The organism is Mesobacillus harenae (genome assembly GCF_013343715.1).
GTDB classification, from domain to species: Bacteria; Bacillota; Bacilli; order Bacillales; family Cytobacillaceae; genus Mesobacillus_A; species Mesobacillus_A harenae.
The window spans coordinates 54,792-78,686 of the sequence record NZ_JABUNR010000014.1; the positions used below are offsets into that span (position 1 = coordinate 54,792).

26 protein-coding genes are annotated in these 23,895 nt (G+C 40.6%); 20 read left to right on the plus strand and 6 right to left on the minus strand.

Going from position 1 to position 23,895, the window contains the following annotated elements:
• Positions 1-13: 13 nt before the first annotated feature.
• Positions 14-1,360 carry an aminomethyl-transferring glycine dehydrogenase subunit GcvPA gene (gene gcvPA, locus HRJ06_RS16960; protein ID WP_174734152.1) on the plus strand — a complete coding sequence of 449 codons (1,347 nt, stop codon included), beginning with the start codon at positions 14-16 and terminating at the stop codon, positions 1,358-1,360.
• Positions 1,353-2,813, plus strand: coding sequence for an aminomethyl-transferring glycine dehydrogenase subunit GcvPB (gcvPB, locus tag HRJ06_RS16965; RefSeq protein WP_174734153.1), 1,461 nt, complete (start codon positions 1,353-1,355; stop codon positions 2,811-2,813). Before gcvPA ends, gcvPB begins: the two co-directional genes overlap by 8 nt.
• A gap of 156 nt (positions 2,814-2,969) precedes the next feature.
• Here gcvPB and HRJ06_RS16970 read toward each other — a convergent pair whose 3' ends face one another.
• Positions 2,970-3,353, minus strand: a complete 384-nt coding sequence (locus HRJ06_RS16970) for a rhodanese-like domain-containing protein (RefSeq protein WP_242035278.1) — start codon at positions 3,351-3,353, stop codon at positions 2,970-2,972.
• A 232-nt stretch (positions 3,354-3,585) separates the two neighbouring features.
• Here HRJ06_RS16970 and HRJ06_RS16975 point away from each other — a divergent pair, with 232 nt between their 5' ends.
• The 4 genes from HRJ06_RS16975 (at position 3,586) to HRJ06_RS16990 (ending at position 9,494) form a co-directional block, all read left to right on the plus strand.
• Positions 3,586-4,422 carry a lipoate--protein ligase family protein gene (locus HRJ06_RS16975; RefSeq protein WP_174734154.1) on the plus strand — a complete coding sequence of 279 codons (837 nt, stop codon included), beginning with the start codon at positions 3,586-3,588 and terminating at the stop codon, positions 4,420-4,422.
• A 409-nt stretch (positions 4,423-4,831) separates the two neighbouring features.
• On the plus strand, positions 4,832-7,393 hold the full coding sequence (locus HRJ06_RS16980; protein ID WP_174734155.1) for a vitamin B12-dependent ribonucleotide reductase: 2,562 nt from the start codon (positions 4,832-4,834) through the stop codon (positions 7,391-7,393).
• 101 nt (positions 7,394-7,494) lie between these two features.
• A complete protein-coding gene (gene splB / locus HRJ06_RS16985; RefSeq protein ID WP_174734156.1) occupies positions 7,495-8,520 on the plus strand; it encodes a spore photoproduct lyase in 1,026 nt (341 codons plus the stop codon).
• Between the two features lie 89 nt (positions 8,521-8,609).
• Positions 8,610-9,494, plus strand: coding sequence for a patatin-like phospholipase family protein (locus HRJ06_RS16990; RefSeq protein WP_174734157.1), 885 nt, complete (start codon positions 8,610-8,612; stop codon positions 9,492-9,494).
• 20 nt (positions 9,495-9,514) lie between these two features.
• On the opposite strand, the gene HRJ06_RS16995 is transcribed toward HRJ06_RS16990, so the two are convergent.
• Positions 9,515-9,880, minus strand: coding sequence for an SA1362 family protein (locus HRJ06_RS16995; RefSeq protein ID WP_174734158.1), 366 nt, complete (start codon positions 9,878-9,880; stop codon positions 9,515-9,517).
• Between the two features lie 439 nt (positions 9,881-10,319).
• On the opposite strand from HRJ06_RS16995, the gene HRJ06_RS17000 reads away from it, so the two are divergent.
• From HRJ06_RS17000 to HRJ06_RS17030, 6 genes are all read left to right on the plus strand, one after another.
• A complete protein-coding gene (locus HRJ06_RS17000; protein WP_174734159.1) occupies positions 10,320-10,835 on the plus strand; it encodes a YqhR family membrane protein in 516 nt (171 codons plus the stop codon).
• A gap of 505 nt (positions 10,836-11,340) precedes the next feature.
• Complete coding sequence (locus tag HRJ06_RS17005) at positions 11,341-12,402, plus strand: M24 family metallopeptidase (RefSeq protein ID WP_174734160.1); 1,062 nt, start codon at positions 11,341-11,343, stop codon at positions 12,400-12,402.
• A gap of 28 nt (positions 12,403-12,430) precedes the next feature.
• Positions 12,431-12,988, plus strand: a complete 558-nt coding sequence (efp, locus tag HRJ06_RS17010) for an elongation factor P (RefSeq protein ID WP_174734161.1) — start codon at positions 12,431-12,433, stop codon at positions 12,986-12,988.
• A gap of 54 nt (positions 12,989-13,042) precedes the next feature.
• Entirely contained in the window at positions 13,043-13,252 is a 210-nt protein-coding gene (locus HRJ06_RS17015; protein ID WP_174734162.1) for a hypothetical protein, read from the plus strand.
• 124 nt (positions 13,253-13,376) lie between these two features.
• Positions 13,377-13,826 (plus strand): PCYCGC motif-containing (lipo)protein, encoded by a 450-nt coding sequence (locus tag HRJ06_RS17020; RefSeq protein ID WP_277874694.1) that lies wholly within the window; start codon positions 13,377-13,379, stop codon positions 13,824-13,826.
• A 9-nt stretch (positions 13,827-13,835) separates the two neighbouring features.
• On the plus strand, positions 13,836-14,489 hold the full coding sequence (locus HRJ06_RS17030) for a c-type cytochrome (RefSeq protein WP_174734165.1): 654 nt from the start codon (positions 13,836-13,838) through the stop codon (positions 14,487-14,489).
• Positions 14,490-14,823: 334 nt separating this feature from the next.
• Here the strand turns inward: HRJ06_RS17030 and HRJ06_RS17035 are convergent, their stop codons facing one another.
• From HRJ06_RS17035 to HRJ06_RS17045, 3 genes are all read right to left on the minus strand, one after another.
• On the minus strand, positions 14,824-15,174 hold the full coding sequence (locus HRJ06_RS17035) for a rhodanese-like domain-containing protein (RefSeq protein WP_174734166.1): 351 nt from the start codon (positions 15,172-15,174) through the stop codon (positions 14,824-14,826).
• A gap of 290 nt (positions 15,175-15,464) precedes the next feature.
• The gene (locus tag HRJ06_RS17040; protein WP_174734167.1) at positions 15,465-16,124 is read right to left on the minus strand and encodes an SIMPL domain-containing protein; all 660 of its coding nucleotides are present in this window, start codon (positions 16,122-16,124) and stop codon (positions 15,465-15,467) included.
• A gap of 113 nt (positions 16,125-16,237) precedes the next feature.
• Positions 16,238-16,405, minus strand: coding sequence for a hypothetical protein (locus tag HRJ06_RS17045; protein ID WP_174734168.1), 168 nt, complete (start codon positions 16,403-16,405; stop codon positions 16,238-16,240).
• A gap of 232 nt (positions 16,406-16,637) precedes the next feature.
• Here HRJ06_RS17045 and spoIIIAA point away from each other — a divergent pair, with 232 nt between their 5' ends.
• From spoIIIAA to HRJ06_RS17085, 8 genes are read left to right on the plus strand one after another with little or no spacing between them, the layout of a single operon-like run.
• A complete protein-coding gene (gene spoIIIAA / locus HRJ06_RS17050; protein WP_174734169.1) occupies positions 16,638-17,564 on the plus strand; it encodes a stage III sporulation protein AA in 927 nt (308 codons plus the stop codon).
• Positions 17,565-18,080: a stage III sporulation protein SpoIIIAB gene (gene spoIIIAB / locus HRJ06_RS17055; RefSeq protein WP_174734170.1), complete on the plus strand. Its 516-nt coding sequence runs from the start codon at positions 17,565-17,567 to the stop codon at positions 18,078-18,080.
• A gap of 19 nt (positions 18,081-18,099) precedes the next feature.
• A complete protein-coding gene (spoIIIAC, locus tag HRJ06_RS17060; RefSeq protein ID WP_174734171.1) occupies positions 18,100-18,306 on the plus strand; it encodes a stage III sporulation protein AC in 207 nt (68 codons plus the stop codon).
• A gap of 14 nt (positions 18,307-18,320) precedes the next feature.
• Positions 18,321-18,710 carry a stage III sporulation protein AD gene (gene spoIIIAD, locus HRJ06_RS17065; protein ID WP_174734241.1) on the plus strand — a complete coding sequence of 130 codons (390 nt, stop codon included), beginning with the start codon at positions 18,321-18,323 and terminating at the stop codon, positions 18,708-18,710.
• Positions 18,711-18,748: 38 nt separating this feature from the next.
• Complete coding sequence (gene spoIIIAE, locus HRJ06_RS17070) at positions 18,749-19,945, plus strand: stage III sporulation protein AE (RefSeq protein ID WP_422392741.1); 1,197 nt, start codon at positions 18,749-18,751, stop codon at positions 19,943-19,945.
• Between the two features lie 10 nt (positions 19,946-19,955).
• Positions 19,956-20,588 (plus strand): stage III sporulation protein AF, encoded by a 633-nt coding sequence (gene spoIIIAF, locus HRJ06_RS17075; RefSeq protein WP_174734173.1) that lies wholly within the window; start codon positions 19,956-19,958, stop codon positions 20,586-20,588.
• On the plus strand, positions 20,578-21,240 hold the full coding sequence (gene spoIIIAG, locus HRJ06_RS17080) for a stage III sporulation protein AG (protein WP_174734174.1): 663 nt from the start codon (positions 20,578-20,580) through the stop codon (positions 21,238-21,240). The genes spoIIIAF and spoIIIAG overlap by 11 nt, the downstream gene beginning before the upstream one ends.
• A gap of 4 nt (positions 21,241-21,244) precedes the next feature.
• On the plus strand, positions 21,245-21,814 hold the full coding sequence (locus tag HRJ06_RS17085) for a SpoIIIAH-like family protein (RefSeq protein ID WP_174734175.1): 570 nt from the start codon (positions 21,245-21,247) through the stop codon (positions 21,812-21,814).
• Between the two features lie 466 nt (positions 21,815-22,280).
• On the opposite strand, the gene HRJ06_RS17090 is transcribed toward HRJ06_RS17085, so the two are convergent.
• Positions 22,281-23,762 (minus strand): methyl-accepting chemotaxis protein, encoded by a 1,482-nt coding sequence (locus HRJ06_RS17090; RefSeq protein WP_174734176.1) that lies wholly within the window; start codon positions 23,760-23,762, stop codon positions 22,281-22,283.
• Positions 23,763-23,895: the final 133 nt, after the last annotated feature.

Here is a 23,895-nt window from a genome sequence, read left to right on the forward strand (position 1 = left end):
GAGGGGAATAACCATGAAGCATCGCTATTTACCACTGACAGAACAAGATAAAAAATCTATGCTGTCAACCATTGGAATTTCATCAGTGGATGAGCTGTTTAATGATATACCTGAGAAGGTTCGATTTAAAGGAGAATACAACATTAAATCCGCAAAGCCGGAAACTGCACTAATGAAGGAATTAGCTTTAATGGCAGGGAAGAATGCGGATTTGAAAATGAATATATCCTTCCTGGGAGCCGGGGTTTATGACCATTATATGCCGGTTATTGTCGACCATGTAATATCCAGATCTGAGTTTTATACAGCATATACTCCCTATCAGCCGGAAATATCTCAAGGGGAACTCCAGGCGATCTTTGAATTCCAAACTATGATTTGCGAACTGACTGGTATGGATGTAGCAAACTCCTCTATGTATGATGGCGGAACCGCTTTGGCTGAGGCTGCTATGTTAAGTGCTGGCCAGACAAAGCGAAAAAAAGTCCTTATATCAAGCGCCGTACATCCAGAATCAAGAGATGTTGTGAAATCATATGCCAAAGGCCAATATATTGAAGTAATCGAAATCCCTCAAAAAGATGGTGTTACCAATCTTGATGCTTTAAAAGAGCTGATGAATGATGAGATTGCTGCTGTGATTGTACAGTATCCGAATTTCTTTGGCAGAATGGAACCGATGAAAGAGCTGGAAGAAGTTATCCATTCGCATAAATCAATGTTTGTAGTATCCAGTAACCCCCTGTCTTTAGGTGTATTAACACCACCAGGCAAGTTTGGGGCAGATATTGTTGTTGGCGATGCGCAGCCGTTTGGGATACCAGCTGCATTCGGTGGACCGCATTGTGGCTACTTTGCAGTAACTAGCAAGCTTATGAGAAAAGTGCCGGGAAGGTTAGTCGGCCAAACAGTGGATGAGGAAGGCCGCCGCGGTTTCGTTCTTACTCTCCAGGCTAGAGAACAGCATATTCGCAGAGATAAGGCGACTTCCAATATATGTTCAAACCAAGCATTAAATGCCCTCGCTGCCTCAGTCGCAATGACAGCCATTGGAAAAAAAGGGGTTAGGGAGATGGCTCTGGCAAATATTCAAAAAGCTCATTATGCTAAAAAAGTTTTTAAAGAGAATGGTTTTGAATTAGTGTTTGAAGGTCCTTCTTTTAATGAGTTTGTTGTTAAATTATCTAAACCAGTAAAAGAAGTAAACCAAAATCTGATCAAAAAAGGTATAATTGGCGGTTATGACTTGGGACGTGATTATCAGGAGTTGGAACAGCATATGCTTGTAGCTGTAACAGAGCTAAGAACAAAAGAAGAGATTGATACATTTGTTAATGAATTGGGGGATTACCATGCATAGTCAAGACCAACAGCTGATTTTTGAAATGAGCCAGCCAGGCCGCATCGGTTACAGCCTCCCGGAATTGGATGTTCCGGAAACAGATCTAAGTGAACTTTTGCCGGATGAATATATCCGTAAAGAAGAGCCAGAGCTTCCGGAAGTTTCTGAGCTTGATATTATGCGTCATTATACTGCATTGTCCAAACGCAACCATGGTGTAGACTCAGGTTTTTACCCGCTTGGGTCTTGCACAATGAAATACAATCCAAAAATGAACGAGAACGTTGCCCGCTTTAACGGCTTTGCTCATATTCATCCATTGCAGGATGAGAGCACTGTTCAAGGTGCAATGGAGCTTATGTATGACTTGCAGCAACACTTGATAGAGATTACTGGCATGGATGAGGTTACTTTGCAGCCTGCTGCAGGAGCTCACGGTGAATGGACCGGTTTAATGATGATCCGTGCCTTTCATGAAGCAAACGGGGATAATAACCGGGTCAAAGTTATTGTGCCTGATTCGGCTCATGGTACAAATCCCGCGTCAGCAACAGTTGCAGGTTTCGAAACAGTAACTGTTAAATCAAATGAAAGTGGGCTAGTGGATCTTGAAGATTTAAGAAGAGTTGTTGGTGAAGATACGGCTGCATTGATGCTGACAAACCCAAATACATTGGGTCTTTTCGAGGAAAACATCTTAGAAATGGCCGAAATAGTTCATAATGCTGGAGGAAAGCTGTACTATGATGGAGCAAATCTAAATGCAGTTCTTTCCAAGGCACGGCCTGGCGATATGGGATTTGATGTGGTTCACTTAAACCTGCACAAAACCTTTACAGGCCCGCATGGAGGCGGAGGTCCAGGATCAGGCCCAGTTGGGGTCAAATCTGACTTAATACCGTATTTGCCAAAACCAATTGTTGCAAAACGAGATGGAGAATTTGTATTTGATTACGACCGTCCTCAGTCGATTGGCAGGGTCAAACCGTTTTACGGCAACTTTGGAATCAATGTCAGAGCATATACCTATATCCGTACAATGGGTCCTGACGGGCTAAAAGCGGTTACAGAGTATGCGGTCTTAAATGCTAATTACATGATGAGAAGATTGTCTGAATTCTACGATCTGCCGTTTGACAGGCACTGTAAGCATGAATTCGTATTAAGCGGAAAACGTCAAAAGAAGCTCGGTGTCAGGACTCTTGATATCGCAAAACGCTTACTGGACTTTGGATATCATCCGCCAACGATCTATTTTCCGTTAAATGTTGAAGAATGCATTATGATAGAGCCGACAGAAACCGAATCTAAGGAAACGTTAGATGATTTTATTGATGCCATGATTCAGATTGCGAAAGAAGCAGAAGAAAACCCAGAGGTGGTACAAGAGGCGCCGCACACAACAGTAGTAAGCCGCCTTGATGAAACACTGGCAGCCAGAAAACCAGTTCTACGCTATCAAAAGATATAATTACAAGAAACGCCCCGCTCAACGTTCGGGGCGTTTCTTGAGCAGTTAATTTTAACGGAAAGCTAAAAAACCCATTGCATCGCAATGGGTTAATTGATATTCAGCAGACAAACTGTTTATAGGCAAGGTAGCTTCCAACACAAATGTGCTGGATATCTAGTTCTTAGACTTCACTTTTCCGCCCCATTTTTTAAACCCGCCTTTAAGTTGGTTAAGGTTTTTGTATCCTTTGCGATGAAGCATTTGGGCTGCACGGCCGGTTCTTGTTCCGCCTTGACAGTATAAGTAAACTGGCTGATCATTGCGTATTTCCTTCATGCGAGATTTGATTTGAGAGAGCGGGATATTTCTGGCACCAAGTATGTGGCCTGCATTATATTCGTTTGGTTCCCGTACATCAATAAGCTGGGCTTTACGATAGCCGGCTTTAAATTCCTCTTCACTCAGCGTTGTTAAAATTCTGCGCTGGTAGAAATACATTATGACTGAGTACGTTACAATAGCTCCTGCCATGATGAGTATAAAATAAAGTGCATCCAATGTCTCTTTCCCCTTTCAAGCTTGACTAAGCCAATTATTATTATATAAGCCATTTGGCTTCAGGGCAAAGGAATTTACAAATTTCTTAATATATTATACAGAAAAAGGGTATTTAACTCGATTTTTGACACAATCAGAAATTTGGTCATAATCAAGGCGCTTTGATTTCAGGTGAATTTTTGATAGACTAAAAAACGCGATAAGCAATTTATCATGCAAATGAGGTTTATTTATGAATAAAGAAGTTTGGAGATTTTTAGATACTGGGGACCAGCCCCCATCATTTAATATGGCACTAGATGAAGCCCTTCTTGACTGGCATAGTGAAGGGAAGATCCCGCCTGTTATCCGTTTCTATGGCTGGAGCCCTGCTACTTTATCTGTCGGCTACTTCCAGAAGATCGAAAAGGAAATTAACATGGAAGCTGTAAAAAATCATAGATTGGGCTTTGTTCGCAGACCTACTGGCGGAAGGGGAGTTCTGCACGAGCATGAGCTTACATACAGTGTGATCGTCACCGAGGATTATCCTGATATGCCCCGGACTGTTACAGAGGCCTACAGGGTAATTTCAGAAGGTATTTTGAAGGGGTTTCATAATCTTGGATTGGATGCCTATTTTTCAGTGCCAAAAACAGCTGAAGAGAGAGATTCATTAAAAAACCCCCGGTCTGCTGTGTGTTTTGATGCACCGAGCTGGTACGAGCTAGTTGTTGAAGGCAGGAAGGTTGCTGGCAGTGCTCAAACCCGTCAAAAGGGTGTTATTCTTCAGCACGGCTCCATTCTCCTTGATTTGGATGAAGATAAGCTTTTCAGCCTTTTCAAGTATCCCAATGACCGTGTGAAGGAGCGTATGCAAAAAGCATTTAAGTCCAAAGCTGTTGCGATCAACGAAATAAGCCCCACTAAAATTTCTATTGAAGCTGCAAAAAAGGCCTTTGAAAAGGGATTTGCGGAAGGCTTGAATATCGAGCTGGAGCGATATACGCTAAGCGACAAAGAACATGAATATGTAACAAAACTAGCAAAGGAAAAATATGAAAACCCAGAATGGAATTTTAAAAGATAGCTGTGCAGATCTTCCTGCAAATCGACTTAACCATCTGGAGTTTTTAAAAAAATTAAAAGCGACAAGTTCGCTTTTTTTATTTTTTCCTATTCTAAAGCGATTTGTGAGAGTTAAAGAAAGTGCAACTTGCGAAATTTGCCGAAATAAATCATTTAATGACAAATATCGTCCTTTCTCTCGTAATCTCTCTTTTTTTAATAATTTTTGCGTGTTTGACAAAATTGGGAGTATTTGACCTTAACACAATATGTAGTATTGTCGAAAATAAACTATACACTATATATTGATTTTTGTAGTTTCGGTATGATACCTTAAGGGTACTCAAATTACATCTAGATATTACCTGCCTTGTATTTTTACTAGAGAAAAATTGCTAGAGTGCTTTATATTAGTTGAAGGAGTTGTGATCATGTCTGTTACACTAGGACAAAATACGAAAATCAATGTGGAAAGCTTGAACAAAGACATCAGGTTATTCCCTCAAGTACACCCCATTACCCCTGATATGAAAATTACCCACAAAGGGGTGTCCAGACTAGTAATGCTGGACCGCTATACTTTTAAAGACACCGAGAAAGTCACTTTGACAAAGGGAGACTTTGTTGTTCTAACCATAAAAGAAGATCCTAAGTTTCCGGCCAGGGGCCTAGGCTACATTGTGGATATCGATTGGGAAGACAAATCAGCTACAATCCTTGTGGATGAAGAATTCCGAGGAGTTCTAGATGAGCCAGAGGAAGCAAGAACTGGGATTATAAAAAAATCATTGGACGTCATTGAGAAGCCGCTTGAAGTCTTTTATGAGCAAGTTGCCAAACGTAACGCCACGGGACTTGCATCAGTAGAAACAACAGAAGAGAAACGGCAAGAGTGGTTTCAAAAATTTTATCAAGAATTAGTTAATCTTAATTTTATTCCAGCGGGACGAGTTCTTTATGGTGCTGGTGCAGATACAGACGTAACTTACTTTAACTGTTATGTAATGCCATTTGTCCAGGACTCCCGAGAAGGGATTTCAGAGCACCGTAAACAAGTCATGGAAATCATGAGCCGAGGCGGAGGAGTTGGAACGAATGGTTCCACACTAAGACCGCGCAATACGCTCGCTAAAGGGGTAAATGGAAAGTCCTCTGGATCCGTTTCCTGGCTGGATGATATCGCAAAGCTGACTCATTTGGTAGAGCAGGGCGGATCACGGCGCGGAGCCCAAATGATAATGCTAACGGACTGGCATCCTGATATAGTTGAATTCATCATTTCTAAAATGCAAAACCCTCGCATCTTAAGATTTTTAATTGAAAATACAGAAGATGAAACAATCAAAAAGCATGCGAAAGACAAGCTGAAATTCACTCCGCTAACGCTGCAGGAAGAAGCCATGTACCAAGGGATTGTTAACTACAAAGGGATTCCTGGATACGGAGGATTCAGCAAGGATATTATAAAATCAGCTGAAGAAAAGCTTGTTACCGGAGGGAATTACACAGTTCATAATTCCGAATTCTTAACTGGAGCGAATATTTCTATCTGTCTGACAAAAGAATTTATGGACGCTGTCGAAAAAGACGGAGAATATGAACTTCGCTTCCCTGACGTTGAAAGCTATGACTCCAAAACAATGAAAGAATACAATGAAGAATGGCACAAAGTTGGCGATGTTCGTGAATGGGAAAAGCTCGGATATAAAGTGCGCACCTATAAAAAGATCAAAGCAAAAGAGCTTTGGAATTTAATTAATATCTGTGCAACCTACTCAGCGGAACCTGGAATTTTCTTTATTGATAATGCGAATGACATGACCAATGCTCAGGCATATGGACAAAAAGTAGTCGCAACAAACCCATGCGGGGAACAACCGCTTGCACCTTACAGTGTGTGTAACTTGGCTGCTGTCAACCTTGCAGAAATGGCAGACAAGGACACAAAGACTGTTAACTATGAAAGATTAAAGCGTACTGTAGAAGTAGGAGTCCGCATGCAGGATAACGTCATTGATGCGACGCCTTACTTCCTTGAAGATAATAAAACACAAGCTCTTGGTGAACGCCGTGTTGGCCTTGGTGTCATGGGACTTCATGATCTTCTGATCTACTGTGAGACGGAATATGGTTCCGAAAAAGGTAATCAGCTGGTTGATAAAGTATTTGAAACCATTGCTACTACTGCTTACCGTGCATCTGTAGAACTTGCTAAAGAAAAAGGCAGCTTCCCGTTCTTGACTGGCGATACCGAAGAGAAGACAAACCGGTTGCGTCAAGCATTTACGGAAACAGGTTTTATGAAAAAAATGCCTCAAGATATTCGCGATTCTATACTTGAGAATGGAATAAGGAACTCACACTTGCTGACTGTGGCACCTACAGGCTCTACAGGAACGATGGTTGGTGTATCTACAGGATTAGAACCATATTTCTCATTCTCTTACTTCAGAAGCGGGCGCCTGGGTAAATTTATTGAAGTGAAGGCGGATATCGTTCAGGAATATTTGGATAGAAATCCTGACGCAGACTCGGAAAATCTTCCAAGCTGGTTCGTTGCTGCAATGGAATTGGCTCCGGAAGCCCATGCTGATACTCAATGCGTTATCCAGCGCTGGATTGACAGTTCCATCAGTAAAACGGTTAATGCTCCAAGGGGTTACAGCGTGGAACAGGTAGAAAAAGTATATGAGCGTCTTTACAAAGGCGGGGCAAAGGGTGGAACCGTTTATGTTGATGGCTCACGCGATACACAAGTTTTAACCTTAAAAGCAGAGGAAAACAGTTTTGAAGACGATCAGCCCGCACAGAAAGAGAAGCAAAAACAGCATGTTGTATTAGTGGATACGATCAGTCCGCTGCGTTCAACTGACGTTACAATTGGATCAGAAGTCGGTAATACATGCCCTGTTTGTCGCCAGGGAACAGTGAAAGAGATCGGCGGCTGTAATACATGCACAAATTGCAACGCACAGCTTAAGTGCGGTCTATAATAGCAATCAATTAGAGGTTGGGGAATATTTTCCCAGCCTCTTTTTTTTATATTTGTCTATACTACAAAAAAGACACCAAAGATCAGAAAAGAGGTACAGGAATGAAAGCTTTTGTCCCACAGTTAGTCTATATAGAACCACGAGCACTCGAATATCCGCTTGGCAAAGAGCTTAAAGAGAAATTCGAAAAGATGGGACTCGAAATACGTGAAACCACCTCTCATAACCAAGTGAGGGGAATCCCCGGTGATAACGAGCTGCAGCAATATCGCAATGCAAAATCAACGCTTGTTGTAGGCATCCGCAAGACACTCAAATTTGATACATCAAAGCCCTCGGCTGAGTATGCAATACCACTTGCAACAGGGTGCATGGGTCACTGTCATTATTGTTACCTGCAAACGACATTAGGAAGCAAACCTTATATCCGCACCTATGTGAATCTTGATGAAATATTTGAGCAGGCAGAAAAATATATGAAGGAAAGGGAGCCAGAGATAACCCGGTTTGAAGCCGCCTGCACATCGGATATTGTCGGAATTGACCATTTAACACATGCCCTAAAGAAAACGATTGAATTTATTGGTCAAACTGAATTTGGCAGACTTAGATTTGTAACAAAATATCATCATGTCGATCACTTGCTTGATGCAGAGCACAACGGAAAAACAAGCTTTCGCTTTAGCATAAATGCCCGGTATGTGATTAAGCACTTTGAACCGGGGACCTCTTCCTTCGATGAACGGCTTGAGGCCGCACGAAAGGTGGCAAAAGCCGGGTATAGGCTGGGGTTTATCGTAGCGCCAATTTATGTTCATGAGGGATGGGAAGAGGGCTATAAAGAACTTTTTCAGCGGTTAAGCGATTCGCTTCAAGGTATTGATTTAAGTCATTTAACCTTTGAACTGATTCAGCACCGATATACAAAACCAGCTAAAAACGTAATTTTAAAAAGGTATCCTAAAACAAAGCTTGAAATGAATGAAGAGGAACGAAAGTATAAATGGGGAAGATATGGAATAGGAAAATATGTGTATCAGAATGATCAGGCACAGGAATTAGAGAACACAATAAGAGGCTACATCCATTCATATTTCCCAGAGGCACAAATCCAGTATTTTACGTAAAACTGAATTTTTCTGCTTGTACTCCGTACTATTTTACATGCCAGCCGCTTAAAGTTTAACAAGTGGCTACTTCTTTGGAGGTGGAGGGTATGTATATAGACGGCGTTTTCTCTGGTGGAGGAATAAAAGGACTAGCATTGGTAGGGGCCTATGCAGGGATTGAAGATAGAGGCTTAAGATTTAAACGGGTAGCTGGCACAAGTGCTGGCGCGATTATAGCTGCACTAATTGCCGCGGGATATACAAGCAGAGAAATTATGGGTTTTATGGATGAACTTAAGCTATCTTCTTTTTTAGATGATCGAAAAATATTTTTGCCTAACCCGCTGACTAAATGGCTGCTGGTATACTGGCGGCTGGGACTGTATAAAGGATTAGAATTAGAAAAATGGATTTATGAAAAGCTGGCGGCTAAAGGTGTACGAACTTTTTCCGATCTTCCGCCGAATGCTCTTAGGGTAATTGCTTCGGATTTAACGACAGGCCGGTTAATTGTACTTCCTGACGATCTAAATCAATACCTCTGTTCACCAGTGAATTTTCCAATAGCAAGGGCGATAAGAATGAGCTGCAGTCTCCCTTTCTTTTTTGAACCAGTGAAACTCAAAACTCGGACGGGGAATCACTTAATAGTAGATGGTGGTGTACTAAGCAATTTTCCAATGTGGCTATTTGATCGGGAAAATGTTAAAAAGGTTCGTCCTGTTCTAGGAATCAAGCTCAGCCATAAGCTCGGAGAACGTCCAAAAAAAAATGTACGAAACGCCATTCAAATGTATGAGGCACTTTTTGAAACGATGAAGGATGCACATGACGCAAGGTACATATCAAGAAAGCATGAAAAAAATATTATTTTCATTCCAACTGATGGTGTGTTAACAACAGAATTTCAGCTGACCAAGGAGAAAAAAATTGAATTGATTCAATATGGGAGAGCGTGTGCCCTACAATTTTTAAAAGCATGGTCATTCTGAAAAAACACAAAAATCGGACCTCAAAATGTGGCCCGATTTTTTTTCTTACCTTTTTTCCCTTCAATTACCGTTAGGTGGGAAGGGTTTTTTTTCTTTTTTCTAATGGAAGTTAAAGAGCCCATAGCTGTGCCGCGTGTTGAAGGTTCCTTGTGCTGAAATCTCTTCTTTGATTTTTTAGCTGCCTTCATAAAAGCACGCTGCTCATGCTTCTTAGGGCCAGCTTTAGTAAAGCGGTTGACCAGGAAATATACGACTGCTCCGACCAAGATAACACCGGCAATTAATTTAAGAAAGCCTGAAGGATCTTTAATTAAACTAGTAACGATTCCCACAGCGGCGAGTATCAGTAATCCCGTAACAACATAAAATGAAGCCTTATTTCTCACGAAAGCCACCTCCCTAAGAGCATCTTGAGCATTTTTTCCATCTTTTAAACTAATTATTATACAATCTGCCCTGTTTTTAATTGATACTTGTTTCTTTTTCCTTAATTAACAGGTGATTAAACGAAAAAATGGCAGCTTCTGCCTATTTTTTATCCGGTTCTTTTTCGCGCATAGGCGGTGAGCTAGTGGTCTTGGCCACAAAATACTTGCTAACATTTGGGCTGGCTGCAATAAACTAAAACATGAACACTTGTCATTCATACACCAACCAACTGAACAGGAACGCTGTATGTACTTATATATAGTTTACTAAAAAAATACAAAAACCTCTATAGAGATAAACTGTTTTCCCATTTAACTGAAAAATTCTGTTTTAAACAACAGATTTGTGTAAGTAATCTATGCCCATGGACATAATAACGAATGGAGGTGGTTTATAATGGCAGATGAGAGCCAAAACCTAGAGCAAAATCAGCACGAAAAACCAATGTCTTTTATCACAATGGTGGTTATTACAGGGTTGTTTGGGGGTATTTTTTGGAGTACGTTGGGTTATTTTGCCTACGTTTTAAATTTCACCGATATTCGCCCCAACATAATTTTAGAACCATGGGCGCTCGGTGATTGGAAAAACGGGTGGCTGGGAACGGTTATTTCAATTGTAGCAATTGGTTTATTTTCAGTAGGAGCTGCCCTGTTGTATTATATAATGCTAAGAAGGATTAACAGCCTTTGGGCAGGTGTTGGCTATGGTATCGTTCTGTTTTTCCTCGTCTTCTTTGTTCTAAATCCGTTATTTCCTGGAATGGAGCCTTTCATGAAATTATCAAAACATACTTTGATAACCTCAGTTTGTTTCTATATTCTTTATGGAGTGTTTGTCGGATATTCAATTTCCTTTGAAGAAAATGAAGCAAAGTACCGTCAGAAAAAAAACAAAGAAGTCCCAACCTAACTGCGTTACAGTAGTTCATCCGAAAATAGGTATGTTAGAATGTTCTTACAGAACATTCTTTTTTAAAGAAATGGCCTAAATTCAACGTAATAGACAGGATTTCAATTGCAGAATTACATAAAAAACCTAATTTGTTTTTAGGCTCTGTTAAAGAACTTTGTTGATTTTTAGCAGTGTTGATTGGAATGAAGGCGATTGACCCTTTAAATGCTTAGGCATTTCCTTCGTGTGTGAGCTTACTCGAAGATGGTAAATTTAGTGTCCTGCGGGAGCAGCGGTACAGGGGATTTGCTTCAGCGCCGAGGAGGTAGTTAGTGGAAATAACCCTTCCCGACCGTCTCTTTGAAAGAGCGCCTGAAACGACGATCAACAGTCAAGCTTAACAGAGCCTATTTTTAAAAAAGAATGTCGACTGTATGTAGAATTGCTGTCAAAAGGTTGACGAAAATCAACGCTAAAAATCAGGGTCTTTAACTTGATATAAGCAAAAGGAGAGGGGATATATATGGAGAAAATTCAAAAGCTCCGTACTAAATTTGCTGATAATAATGTAGATGGCTTGCTCATAACTAGCAGCTATAACCGACGGTATATATCAGGTTTTACAGGTACAGCAGGTGCAGTTTTGATCAGCGGAGAAAAGGCGCTATTTATTACTGATTTCAGGTATATGGAGCAAGCAGCCAAACAATGCGAAGGGTTTGAAATTATCCAGCATAAAGGGGCTATTCAAGAAGAAGTTGCCAAACAGGTGCAGCAGCTGGGTATTCGAAAGCTTGGTTTTGAGGAAGATCATGTAACTTTTTCAACATTCAAGTCCTATGATAAAGCAGTTGAAGCCGAGTTAGTTCCTGTTTCGGGCGCCGTTGAAAAATTGCGCTTGATAAAGACAGATGGAGAGATTAAGATATTAAAGGAAGCAGCCGAAATTGCCGATGCTGCCTTTAAGCATATTACAGGCTTCATCAGGCCTGGTTTAACCGAGCTTGAAGTTTCCAATGAGTTAGAGTTCTTCATGAGAAGAGCTGGGGCGGATTCCTCGTCTTTTGATATCATTGTTGCTTCAGGTTATCGTTCTGCCCTTCCGCATGGAGTTGCCAGTGAAAAGGTTATTGAGTCAGGAGACTTCATCACACTGGATTTCGGAGCTTACTATAAAGGATATGTGTCTGACATTACCCGAACCCTTGCTGTTGGTAAACCTGAGGATAAGCTAAAAGAAATTTATAACATTGTTCTTGAGGCCCAGTTGCGTGGCATGGCAGGAATTAAGCCAGGCATGACCGGTAAGGAAGCCGATGCGCTTACCCGTAACTTAATTGTTGAAAAGGGATATGGTGAGTACTTTGGACATTCAACAGGTCATGGCATCGGCCTTGAGGTGCATGAAGGACCAGGCCTTTCCTTTAAGTCAGATGTTGTATTGGAGCCTGGAATGGTAGTAACGGTAGAGCCCGGGATATACATACCTGGTGTCGGTGGAGTGCGGATTGAAGATGACACTGTAATAACAATGAATCATAACACAAGTCTTACGCACTCCACAAAGGAACTCATAATTTTATAGAATGAAGAACTAATAGGAGGACATTTACATGATATCTGTAAACGATTTTCGTACAGGTTTAACAATTGAAGTTGATAACAGCATTTGGCGAGTTATTGACTTTCAACATGTTAAACCGGGTAAAGGAGCGGCATTTGTTCGCTCAAAGCTGCGCAATCTTCGCACTGGTGCGATCCAGGAAAAAACTTTCCGTGCCGGTGAAAAGGTTGGGAAGGCCCAGATTGACAATAAAAAAATGCAATATTTATATGCAAGTGCTGACCAGCATGTCTTTATGGATAATGAAACTTACGAGCAGATTGAGCTTTCTGCAGATTCCATTGAGTACGAACTAAAGTTTCTGAAAGAAAATATGGAAGTACACATCTTGATGTATGCGGAAGAAACTCTTGGTGTAGAGCTGCCGAACACAGTCGTGCTTGAAGTAACTGAAACAGAACCTGGTATCAAAGGTGATACAGCCTCAGGTGGTACAAAGCCTGCAATCCTTGAAACAGGACTAAGTGTCCAGGTTCCTTTCTTTATCAACCAAGGTGACAAGCTTATTGTTAATACAACTGATAGTTCTTACGTTTCCCGTGCTTAAATATTTAATTCTAAATACCTCTGATTCCGCCACGAGCGGGTCGGGGGTTTTTTAATGGCTGGGAATTTTAGCGGATGGGCACTCACTGTTGTTCTTTCACTCCTCGGCAACAATTTCTCCGAGCTTACTGCTCAATCTCTGCATTCTTTTTCTATATTAATAACAGTGCTCAATATAGTAGGGGTATTAACGCCTTGGATTGAGCAAGTGGTTTACTGGTGTAGGAACAGCTTCCAAATGATGAGAATCATTACTGCCATTTAACAGTAATTTGATAAAAGAATCTTCACCAAATAGTAATATTTATACCATTTGTCTGATTAGGTTTTTGTTAAAATTAATTCATACCTAATCACCACTAAATAGTAGGAAAAAAGAGGTGTCTGCTATGAAGCGAATCGCTTTAATCTTCTTAATAAGCATACTTACTGCAGGAGCTTTATCAGGGTGTGGATCAGAAGAAAAAACAGGTTTAACCCTTGACAAAAAGCATCATCCACTTCCTGAATATGTCTTAAGCTCCTCAGAGATTGTCCAAGAGACGTACGTGTTGGCAGCGGAATATCCTGAAGTGCTGGCTTCAGTTCCCTGTTACTGCAACTGTAACGAATCTGCTGGTCATATGAGCAACCTTGACTGTTTTATTAAAGGAATGGGAGAGGACAACAGGGTGTCTGAATGGGATCCTCATGGGATTGCTTGAGACATTTGTGTCAATATCGCCCGGGAGGCGGTAGAAATGCATGACGATGGCAAAAATCTAAATGACATTCATCATTTGATTAAGAAGGCATATGGACATTACGGGGAGCCTACTCCAACACCTGAACCGAAATAAGGGATGATCATGAGAAGAATAGTTATTGGTTTTGCAGCAGTTGTTCTAATAGGAGCAGCTGCAGCAGTGTTTTTCAGTAAAAACAATGCACAGTTAAGTGTAGAGGTTCAAGAGGGTGAGAAATTATACAGACAGCACTGTGTATCCTGCCACGGGCTGACAGGCCAGGGGGAAGGTGCACACTCTGGCACATCATTAAATAATCAGCAGTTTTTGAACTCTGTCTCAGATGAAGATTTGTTTAACTATGTCAAATATGGGAGAGTTAAAGCAATGATGCCTGAATATGAATCGATACTTGCTGATGAAGAAATAAAAAAAGTGGTTGTTTTCATGAGAGGGTGGCAAAGTGAACAGCTTGAATTAGAAGCCCCTGCAGTTTTAGACGGGAACCCAACAACTGGAGAGAGGCTCTATAATTTGTATTGCCTGACATGTCATGGGGAATCGGGACAGGGAATAAATAAAATGGGCACCGCTCTTGCAAACGGTGATTATCTTAAGTATACAACAGACAAGCAGATCTGGATTAGTACAGCTTATGGGCGGGAAAATACAAGGATGGGTCCATCTTTAAAAGGACAGGATGGAGTAAGGCAGTTATCTGAACAGGATATCACTGATATTGTAAGCTTTTTAAGATCTTTTGAAACGAATCAATAAGGTTTTAAAAAGCAGCGTTTTATTTTTTGTTAGAACAGTTCGATTAATTTACTCTGCAGCGTGTGGACGCTTCAGGTAAAAGATTCAAGCGCGGATTCTTCGTATGCAGTGGCCTTGCTGCCTCCTACCCTCTGGGGAAAGGAAGCTCTTTTAGCCATATAAAATTAACAATATATATTAAAAATACTAAAAGGCACCGAGAGCGCTCTCGATACCCCTTTGTCGACAATCTGAGCACTCCTTTAGTAAAGGGTGCTTCTTTACTTTTATAAGAAGAACTTAGAGGATACGTCGAACTTTCTCCATGCAAACTGTCTGATCCGCAGCTATCTTTCTAGTTCAAAATCCCAGGCGAGCATTCCGCCTGACATATTATATACCCATTTAATTCATTTCTAGAGAGAAGAGCACTTGCCTCAGCAGAGCGATTACCGCTCCTGCATACGATTATATAGGTTTTCTCTTTATCAAATTCAAATAACAGTTCATCAAAGTTTTGTAAGGGCATTAATTCTGCCTCTGGGATATGCCCAGAAGCAAATTCTTCCGGAGTCCGGACATCAATAATCTTCACTGAGCTATCCTTCAGCATCTCCTGTGTATCTTCTGCAGAAATACTTTTATAGGTATCACTCGCACATCCTGCCAAAAAAACTGCTGCAAATATGATTAATAAAATCCTCATTTCTTTTCCTTCTTCAACAGTTATTTACTGGTATATTACAAGAAAAACAATATGGTATGGATATAATGTGTTAAAAGTCTGTATGACCGGTAATCCAATAAATAATAAGGGTGGTAATATATTCCAATGGATAATTAGCTATTGTCGACCCCTTTGAATTATTTTCCATAAACAAATGTTCACAGAGTATGGCGCAGCTAAACATGTGGTGAAATTCGTGAGCAATATCTGGACCTCTTAAAAAAAAAGCCGAAGTTTTGCTTTTTTGTTTTAAAAATTAAGAGTATATCCTAATTTGGATATACGTATTTGTACCTTGCATCAACGAAAGCTTTTACCTCCATTTTTCCTGGCTCTAAAGGCGTCGTGGCATCACTTGATTTTTCTAACGAAGCAATAAAAGGGATAGGCGATGTTTGTTCGGAAGGTTTTTCGTTTACAGAAAGGGGGATTTGATAAAGGCTAACGCCCATAACTCTTGCAATTACTTCAGCTTTCTGCCGCGCATTGGAGACTGCTAGAGAGAGGGCCTGTAACTGTGCTGGTCTTGAGTCAGACAGGGTAAACTGTATGCTCGATATCTCATTTGCGCCTTGCTGGACAGCTGTGTCAACTGCCAGACCTGCTAGTTCAGGATTAATATTTATTCTCAAAAGGTGGATTACCCGGTAGCCTTTAAATAATTGCTCTCCATCTTCATACGAATAAATAGGATCAATTCGGTAATCGGCCGTTTGAATATTGCCCCGCTGAATTCCTACTTGTAATAATGCATTAATAACCAATTGCATAGCAGCTGCATTTTCTGCTTGGGCGGTCTGCACAATTTGATTATCGGTACGGACACCTAAAACGACATTTACTTTATCGGGAAGGATCGACACAGACCCTTCCCCAGTAACGGAAATAACGTATTGTTCAGTCATTCTTTTCTGAGCATTTTCTTGCATGTTTCCCCTCTCCCCTCCGCTGCTTCCTTTTAAACTATACGCTGAAGGAAGAAGGAAAGAACTGTCGAAACCATTAGAGATATGTTTGACAAGCCGGTCGTAATGACAGGTTTTTAGGAAGGGTCTCTTCCAGTTGCTCCTACTGACTTATCTGTATTCTCATTGGTATTGTATTCCGGGTCCGCTGTCGCCTCTTTACGGTTGTCTTTTGCACCGCCTAGATACTTATATTTAAGTCTTCTTTGGTTTTCCTGGAATTCGGGGTGATTTTCTCTTACCATCTTCAGCACTCCTTTCAAGTTTAGTATCTTCATAAATTCTTTTTTTATGGGTCATTAGAAAACCTAACTTTATATCCTTTTTTAGGATTTAGGCTAGCCAAATTCCCCCATAGAACACGTAGAGCACCTGCAGCCCGCAGTTGCTCTTTTTATTGCTCGGTATAAATGAAGTCATAATGTGTCCAAGCAGGCATACATTTTAATTAGTAAGAGCCTGTGAGGAGGGGACGATTTGGAAGGCATTCTTTCTTTTTTACCAAATAGGATTTCAGATATTCTTGAACAGATACCCTCTATTGAAAAAGAAAATATGGAAGAAATACGGGTCCGGATCAACAGGCCGTTAGAAGTCACGATTAGGGGTTTGCCGAAGTTTTTATCTTATATAGTTACACCGGAAGATGCAGTGCAACTATTGAACAAGCTCAGTAATTTTTCTATGTATACATTAGAAGAGGAGTTACAAAGAGGATATATTACTATAGCTGGAGGCCATAGAGTCGGGCTGGCAGGAAAAGTAATCCTTGAAGGAGGCAAAGTGAAAGCAATTCGGGAGATTGCATCTTTTAATATTAGAGTTGCCCGTGAGAAAGTCGGGATTTCTGAACAGCTGCTCCCATTTATTTATAATGGCAAGGCTTGGCGACATACAATGATTATCGGACCCCCACAGACTGGCAAAACGACTCTTCTCCGCGATATAGCCCGGCTTGTTTCTGGAGGAATAAACAATCAGAATATACCGCCTTTAAAAGCAGGGATTATTGATGAAAGATCCGAAATCGCTGGTTGTGTAAATGGAATACCGCAATTAACATTTGGACCTCGCGTAGATGTATTGGATTCCTGTCCGAAAGCTGAAGGAATGATGATGATGATACGCTCGATGAGCCCAGATGTATTGATTGTTGATGAAATTGGCCGGCAGGAAGATGCTGAAGCAATCATGGAGGCTGTAAATGCCGGTATAAAATTAATTATAACCACACATGGAAATACATTCAGCGATATCATGAAGCGTCCAATCCTAAAGCCTATCCTTGAATCAGAGATATTTGAGAGGTTTATTGAACTAAACAGGGATGAGGGTCCAGGTACAGTTGCTTCGATAAAAAATGAAATGGGAACAAAGATGGACCATAAAGTGAGAGTGACTTAGATGATGAAGTTATTTGGAGCCGTTTTCATAATTATTGCTGCTACATGGGCTGGTTTTGAAGCTTCTAAGCATTTGAGTGAACGTCCTAGGCAGTTAAGGCTGTTGAAGTCCGCTCTCCAGTCACTTGAGGCAGAAATTATGTACGGGCATACACCGCTTCACGAGGCTTCCAGAAAGCTGTCAGCACAGTTATCCAAGCCTCTTTCCTGGTTTTTTGAAAGTTTTGCCAAGAAACTGACTGATTCGGAAACAACGGTAAAAGCAGCTTGGGATGAAAGTCTAGAGGAGGTTTGGAAGCTTACCGCTCTGAAACAAGGTGAGTTTGAAATTATGAAGCAATTTGGAGAAACTCTAGGAAGACATGACAGATATACGCAGCAAAAACAAATTATGCTCACCATCACACACCTTGAACGAGAGGAAGCAGATGCCTACGAGAAACAGGCAAAATACGAAAAGATGGTGAAAAGCCTTGGGTTTTTATCAGGATTATTATTAATCATATTACTGATGTAGCAATTAGGAGGAGAACAGAATGGGTTTAGAGGTAGACGTAATTTTTAAAATTGCCGGTGTCGGAATCGTTGTAGCATTTTTACATACGATTCTAGACCAAGTTGGCAAAAAAGAATACGCCCAGTGGGTAACCTTATTTGGATTTATATATATCTTGTTTATGGTGGCCTCCATCGTTGATGAGTTGTTCCAAAAAATTAAATCAGTATTTTTATATCAAGGCTAAGGGAGGGCTAAGCCATTGAGATTTTCCAAATAGTCGGAATCGCCCTAACTTCTACCTTTCTGGCGCTGATTGTTAAGGAACAGAAACCAAACTTTGCGTTTTTATTAGTCGTCTTCGTGGGTTGCACAATTTTTTTATTCCTGGTTGATCAAATCTATCTAATTATACACATGATTGAAAAAATTGCTGTGAATGCAAAAGTGAATTTAATTTATGTGGAAACCATCCTGAAGATTATTGGAATTGCCTATATTGCTGAATTTGCTGCCCAAATTACAAAAGATGCTGGGCAAGGGGCGATAGCATCTAAAATAGAGCTAGGCGGGAAAATTTTAATCCTCGCCATGGCAATCCCAATCTTAACAGTCATGATTGAAACAATTATCCGTTTAATTCCTAATTAATTATAGCTCTGAACCTGTTATGAAGAGGTGAAACAATGATGCAGCGGCTGCAGTTTATTCCTGGCATTTGTTTATTTTTACTCTTTTTTTTCAGTTTAAATGTACAAGCTACAGAACATGATGAAACCACCGAACACTTAATTGATCCTAGGGAGGTGGCAAACTCACAGCTTGAAAATCTGAATATTGATGAACTGAAGTTCTTTTGGGAAGAGATTACTAATGAATATGATGGGTTCTTGCCTGAAAGCCAAAAAGGAAGCCTCTATGATTTTATTAAGGGAGAAAAGACATTTTCCCTTAAGGAATGGTCATCAGGTATTCTAAAATATCTCTTTCATGAATTTATCGTCAATGGAAAATTACTAGGATCGCTGGTTCTTCTAACAATTTTCAGTATGTTTTTACAGACGCTGCAAAATTCTTTTGAGAAAAGCACTGTTAGTAAAGTTGCTTATTCCATTGTCTTTATGGTGTTAATAATTATTGCTTTAAACAGCTTCCATGTAGCGATTCAATACACAAATGAAGCGATCAGTACAATGATCCACTTTATTCTCGCCTTGATTCCTTTGTTATTAGCTTTAATGGCAGCCTCTGGGGGGATTGTATCTGCTGCCTTCTTCCATCCGGTCATTTTATTTCTTATGAATACAAGCGGAATGTTTATTCAATACGTTATTTTACCCCTCCTTTTCCTTTCAACGCTGCTAAGTATTGTAAGTATTCTCACGGATCACTATAAGGTTACGCAGTTGGCCCAGCTTCTCCGCAATTGGAGTATAGGCCTGCTAGGTGCTCTTTTAACGATATTTTTAGGGGTTATATCTGTACAAGGTGCATCAGCAGCAGTAGCGGATGGTGTTACAATTAGAACCGCGAAATTTATTACTGGGAATTTTGTGCCGGTAATTGGCCGGGTTTTCACGGATGCCACAGATACAGTTATCACTGCTTCTGTACTGTTAAAAAACACTGTAGGATTGGCCGGCGTTGCCATTTTGCTGATAATAGCTGCATTCCCAGCAGTCAAAATTTTAATGATCGCATTTATTTATAAATTTGCCGCGGCCATCCTTCAGCCACTAGGCGGTGGACCGATTATTTCGTGCCTTGACATCATCAGTAAAAGCATCATTTATGTTTTTGCCGCTTTGGCCATTGTGTCGCTTATGTTTTTTTTGAGTATCACCGTAATTATTGCGGCTGGCAATCTAACGATGATGGTGAGATAGGAGGTGCCTGATGGAATTTATAAAAGAATGGATCACTAATATCATCATTTTTGTACTGCTTGCGACCGTTATTGATATGCTCCTGCCCAATTCGAGTTTTCAAAAATATACAAAAATTGTTACAGGGCTATTATTAATCGCAATTATTCTTAATCCGGTACTGAAGCTTCTTTCGAGCGATTTTGAAGAAACCCTGGCTTCGGTAACTGCTTTTAATGGAAATAATGAAAATAATATAGAAAATTTAATAGATTTGAATAAAAAAGAAATACAAGCCTCTAATGATGCATATATTTTAGAACAAATGGCTGTCCATCTGGAGGTGGATGCAGAGGAGGAGTTGATGGAAAAGCACGGATTGGAGATTGCAGCTATTAATCTAAGGGTTGATGAAAGTGATCAGCGTTCCTTTCCGGATAATCTGGAAAATATATTTGTAACCCTAAGTTATCCGTCCAAGGAAGATGAAGCAGTTGAAGCAGTAAAAAAAGTTGATATTAATACGGAGCAGCCTCTTCCATCAAAGCGCAATTCCAAAGATGCCGACATTGTAGCTTCTCTTCTTTCAGAAAAATGGAATGTTCCACTAGAGTCTATTCAAGTTGAGATTGAAGGGGGGCGTGAAACAAAGAATGAGCAGTGATAAAGGGCCAATAACATGGTTGAAAAATAAGTTTACCAACGAAAGCCCCGATGGGAAAAAGAATGGGAAGTATCAATATTTTTTAATCGTAATATTGTTTGGAGTGGCCATTATGTTTATAAGCAATATGTTTGGCCAGGATGAAAGGCCAGATAATGAGCTGCCAGTGTTCGATAGTGCATCGAGTCAGGATGAAGAAGTTCCTGCATTTGGGCAAAAAAAATCTACTGAGAACAATATGATCTCAGATTACGAGGATGCATATGAAGCTCAGCTTAAAGAAGCGCTGGAAGGGATCGTAGGAGTTAACGATGTAACTATTGTGGTTAATGTGGATGCGACTGAAAAAAGAGTCCTGGAAAAAAACACTTCAACTCAAACCCAATCTACTGATGAGATTGATCGGGAGGGCGGAAAACGCAAAGTGGATGATTCTTCCAAAGATGAACAGCTAGTCATAGTCAGGAACGGAGAAAAAGAAGTTCCAATTGTACTTGAAACAAAGAAGCCAGCTATTCGAGGAGTTCTAGTGGTAGCAAAGGGAGCGGACAATATCCAGGTGAAAAAATGGATTATTGAAGCCGTTACCCGTTCACTAGATGTACCTAGCCATAAAGTATCTGTTTTACCGAAAAAGACAAAGGGGGATTAATTAAATGTTATTGAAAAAACAAACTGTCTGGTTATTAACAATGCTAAGCCTTGTAGTGGTGCTATCAGTCTATTATATCACTTCGCCTGAACAACAAAATGGGAATCAGCTTGCCGGCGGCACTGAAGAACAGCAAGAAAATACTGCTGAAAATGCTGAGGGTCAGGAAACAGCAACAAACGAGACAGCTGATGGTGAAACAGTAATCTCTGAAATCAGCAGTGATGAGGTTTTTGAAGCACTCCGTATGCAGCTGGATGATCAGCGTAGCATGAGAAAAGGAGAACTTCAGGCAATCATCGCGTCAACAGATCTGCCAGCACCCGAACGGAGTAAAGCTTATGACGAAATGAAAGAACTGAACCAAATTGCTACTAAGGAAAACACATTAGAAATGCTGATTAAAGCAATGAACTATGAAGATGTCCTAGTAAGAGCAGACGGAGAGAAAGTCAGAATCACAATAAAGTCCAAAGAACATTCCGCGAAAGCTGCAAATGAAATCATCCAGCTAGTCAGAACTGAACTAGGCGACATGCAGCCAGTAGCAGTAGAATTCCAACCAGGGAAATAGAAAAGCGGAAGCGCCTTGTCCAGCTCCGACAAGCGCTGGAGGGCTTGAAGATGAAGTCGTTCTTTGACTTCAGCAGCAAGACCGAAGCGACTCGAGGAGCTAGACAAAGAAAAGCGTAGCCGACCGCATAGAAACGAGCAAACTGGAGGCTCCGACAAAGAAGCGCTCTTTGCTTCTGTAGGAGGAGTTGAAGTTTGCCGAGTTTCTGGGAGGCGAAGCTAGACAAAGAAAAGCGTAGCCGACTGTCCAGGGGCGACAGGCATAAGACGAGCGCTGACAGAAGACGCTCTATGCCTTCCGAAGCGATTGGCTTGTGACCCGAGCTCCTAGGAGGCGAAGCTGGACAAAGAAAGCGTAGCCGACCGCATAGAAACGAGCAAACTGGAGGCTCTAAAAGCTTCTGCAGCAGGAGCTCAGACTAATGAAATAAGGTAAAAAAACAAAGGGAAGGCCAGCAGGCTTTCCCTTATTTTTCTTGAAGTTTTAGAAGGTTATCTACAGACTCATGGGCAGTTTCAACAGCGTTAAATAATTGTTCATGATGGACCGTTTGAATTCCGACGGCCGAGGATATTTCCTGGAGGGACGCACTGGCCTGTTCAATTACCGAACTAAACTCTGCAATCGACCCTTCGATTGCCATCGAAGAGTGGAGGACATCTTTAGTAAGTGCGTCATATTCAATAATATCATTCTTTAATTGCTGGAATGTCGCATGAATTCTTGTAAATGCCTCCTGAGTATCATCTGAAAGTGCAAGGTTTTCTGTTAGTTTCAGTGCTGCCTCATCAATATCGTTTTTAGTCTTTTCCGTGTCTTTAATTACATTATTTAGGTTATCTGTAATCTGTGTGGCTGTTTTGCTTGAAATATCTGCAAGTTTTCTGACTTCCTCGGCTACCACAGCAAAGCCCCTGCCGCTGTCACCAGCTCTTGCTGCCTCGATAGAAGCATTTAGGGCAAGCAAATTAGTTTGGGAGGCAATATCTTGGATCGCTGCCGAAAAATGTGAAGTTTCTTTTACGAGCTGAACGAGAGAAACAATATGCTGTTTAACTCGGACTATATTACCCTGTGAAACTGCTAACTCATTTTGGAGTTTTGTAATTAATGCGTCCCCTGTATTCGCAACAGTCTCAGCTACTACTGCGTCATTCCTTAGCTTATCTACTAAATCAGAGGTTCTTGTAATGACTGCGTTAGTCGTCTCGAGTGATCTGGAGATATCGATAATGGAGTCTGATTGGGTTTGAATTCCCGCAGATATTTCAGATACAGAATCATTCATTTCCATAGCAGACTGGTAATTCTCTGAACTCTTTACCCGTACATGTTCAATTAGACCAGAAATTCCTATCGAGTTTTGTTCAATGGCTTTTTGGATTTCACGGTCTTTAAGTAAAAGCTCCTCTGTCTCCCTTTGTGCAGACGCTATGTTTTCAGAAAGCCTTTTAGATATTGACAGCTGAAAAGATAACAGCACTGTAACCAGTGAAAATAACAAATAAATCGTTACATAGTTTTTCAGTTCGAGCGGAAGCTCATTATGATGAAAAACAGTAAAGAGTGATATGATTGAAAATCCGAGCAGCGAACCCAGCCACAGCAAGTATTTATTCATATAAATTGCTGATAAAACGAGTACAAAATAAACAAGGAAGTAAGCTGTTGATGACACACTGTTCTCCATTATAATAAACATGACACCAGAAACCAGGATCACCGAAAGATAAGGAATAATTGCTGTAAACTTCCTAAAGTAATGCAATGCTGCAACAATAGCAACCCCTAGCCCTCCTGCCACTATAATGGACAGAATGACAGCTGCCTCCTTCTGCATTGCAATATCAACAACTGTTGCAAGAATAACAGAAACGAAGCTCGCTTTAACAACAAGAGAGTTTTTTCTTGTTAAATCTTCTTTTTTGATTTCTTCAATCGATTTCATGTCGTTTTTCTCCCCATCCCTTTACCATAACTAAAGATAGAAATTCGCCGTCGAATAGAAAATTCCTGTCGAATCAATTCACATTTTTTAGAAAAACTATTAAGATGTTCTTATAGGGAATTTAAATGCCCTG